This window comes from Caballeronia arationis, assembly GCF_001544975.2.
In the GTDB taxonomy this organism is placed as follows: domain Bacteria; phylum Pseudomonadota; class Gammaproteobacteria; order Burkholderiales; family Burkholderiaceae; genus Caballeronia; species Caballeronia arationis.
The window spans coordinates 1-2,338 of the sequence record NZ_FCOG02000361.1 but is presented as its reverse complement, the minus strand read 5'-3'; the positions used below and the strand labels follow the sequence as shown (position 1 = coordinate 2,338).

3 protein-coding genes are annotated in these 2,338 nt (G+C 59.9%); all 3 read right to left on the bottom strand.

Annotated elements, in window-relative coordinates; all coding sequences use genetic code 11:
* Positions 1-1,261, bottom strand: a 1,261-nt coding sequence (locus AWB81_RS42175) for a site-specific integrase (protein WP_200822639.1), incomplete at its 3' end; no start/stop codon positions are given.
* The gene (locus AWB81_RS42170; protein WP_062644464.1) at positions 1,261-1,851 is read right to left on the bottom strand and encodes a hypothetical protein; all 591 of its coding nucleotides are present in this window, start codon (positions 1,849-1,851) and stop codon (positions 1,261-1,263) included. The genes AWB81_RS42175 and AWB81_RS42170, both read right to left, overlap by 1 nt.
* A gap of 122 nt (positions 1,852-1,973) precedes the next feature.
* Positions 1,974-2,258 (bottom strand): site-specific integrase, encoded by a 285-nt coding sequence (locus AWB81_RS49085; RefSeq protein ID WP_062644462.1) that lies wholly within the window; start codon positions 2,256-2,258, stop codon positions 1,974-1,976.
* Positions 2,259-2,338: the final 80 nt, after the last annotated feature.

The window sequence follows — 2,338 nt, the reverse complement described above, 5'->3', positions numbered from 1 at the left end:
ATCTCGAGTGAATCAGACGGGTTTGCAAACGAGGCCGGCCGAGTGCCGACCCGTCGGCGCCTTGCATCAAAGCTGGGGACCCAGAAAGGTGGGGGCTTCGGCGCGGGATCAAGGAGCCGCGGGATCGGCGTCGATTATCAGGCGCAATGCGCATAGGCCGGGCGGGGTTCAGGTACGCGCGTGGAATTGCTCGTGCGCGGTACGAGAAGAGGAAATCAACCCGCTCGCCAGTCTTGATATCGAGCGCAGCCGGTTGCGTGGGGCGTAGGTGCTCCCAGGTCGTAAGCGCCTCGCCGACGATTGCGTCGATTGGTTTGATAAATGCCGTCCCGGTCTTGTGAACCGGAACGTCAAGCATCCAGCACTGCGTTGCTTGTTGTCCTATCGATGGTTCCTTGCGCACGCAGCCTACACGTAACCGGACAATCTCGTCGCTACGCAGTCCTGCAAAGAGCCATACGATGCTCAACGCCTGTAGCATCTCGAGCGGATAGTAGCCTCCGTTGCGAAGCATGGCGCCTGTGGCATTGCTATGTCCCTTCGGAGCACTGCCGTGACCAGGAAGATCGGCGATCGTTAGATTCAGGCCAGCCCAGAGGAGTTTCGCCCAGAGGTCATCGGCGATGGTCCGCGGTGCCGGTCCGATCAATGCCATGATCGAGCGCGGCGTCGCAAAGGCCCGAAACGGATCGAACCGTCGGGGGATCCACTCCCACTCCTGCAGGTCGGCAAAGAAGCGCCGCATTGAACCCAAGAAGTAGTTCTTCGATCGGGCCGATGCCGGTTTGCCAAGCTTTGGTTCAAGACCAGCGGTCCTCCAGACGTAATCGCCAACACTCATGCGCGCCACTGCGCCCACGTACTCTGCCGCTAATTCTCGGGTCCACTGGTCCGCGCGGGTGATCTCTGGATGCGTATCCTGCAGCCAACGGCCGGCCTTGAGCACCGTGTCGCGGAGATGCCTGCGACTGGATGCTGTCAACGTGCTGGTTGCCTCCCACCGCTCTACTGCGAGAACCCAATCCCTGGACAGGCTAGCGGTTCTCGCTCGATGAATACGTTCGCAGTCAACCCGGTTTCGGATCTTTGGTTCTGCAGAGATAATCCCGAGCGCTGCGAGTACGCGTAAGAGCTGGAAGTACAGTGAACTGCGATAGTTCGAGTCCTGCCAGCGCCTGCGGATCGATTCGATGAACTCGGTCGTCAGCAACTCAAGTTCGGGGCGCTGGTTGATGAGCAGGAGTTCTGCGACCAGACTCATCAACGGTTTGCAGGGACCATGATATCCCCACGCTGCCGAGATCTCGTAACGCGCAGCAGCGTATCTGCGATTCGCTCCTTGCCGAAGACCTTCTCGGCCAGCGCGACCCGTTTTACCTCGCCCAGGCTGGGAATGTCGTGGAAACAGTGCAGCAGGTAGGCAACCGCCATCAATGCCTGGCGTTCACCGCCCGCACGGGGCGTCGGGCGGTGTGCGGTGAAGAACGCCTGTTGCGTGGTCCCCAGGACAGTTCGCCATACCGTCGCGTCCCACGCCCAGAACGTTGCCCTTTGCATCTCGCAATACTGAAGAAGCATCAGCCTTACACGATCGTTGTATAGACGCTTGCTGTCGACAACGGCGAGCGCGTCGTCGATTGGAGCGAGTAGACGTTCAAGACCGGACAGCCTGCTAAGGACCGCCTTTACCGTGCGTTCACTGGCCATAGCAAGAGGGAGCTCAAACCTCAACACCTTCTGCTCGGCAGCCGTCAGTTGGTTTCTGCGATCATAGTCCGTGATCTGAATCGGCCACGTCCACAGACGGGCGTCAGGCTTCGGGGCGCGTGCAGCCCGGGATGAGTTCATCATCGTTGCTCCGCATCGGCGACGCAAGCCAGGGCGTCGACACGCCACGCGTGGATCTGACGCATGGTCTTCGCGAACCGGTCGGCCAGATCATGTCCCGACAAATGCACGTATCGCCTGGTCGTCTACAGATTCTGGTGACCGGCAAACCGGGCAATCTCGTGCAGTTGCCAGCCCGAGCGGGCGAGATCGGTCAGACAGAGATGGCGCAGCGTATGGGTCGAGAACGCCGGAACATCGGCACGAAGCGCAATGGATCGGACTACCTTGGACCACGTCCATAGCGTGATGGGCGCGCCATGGTTGCGGGGCGATTCGGACAGGAACAGCGCGTGCCGATCGCCGGCAAGGACATGCCGGTGCCGAAGGTAGTCGCGCAGCAGTTCGCCGGAAGTTTGGGAATGTGTCAAAGCAAAATTGAAATGTCGTACCGCCGGCTAAGTACAGATGTCGTGTTTTTGGTTGGTTGTGAAAGCTGTCTTCAACGGTT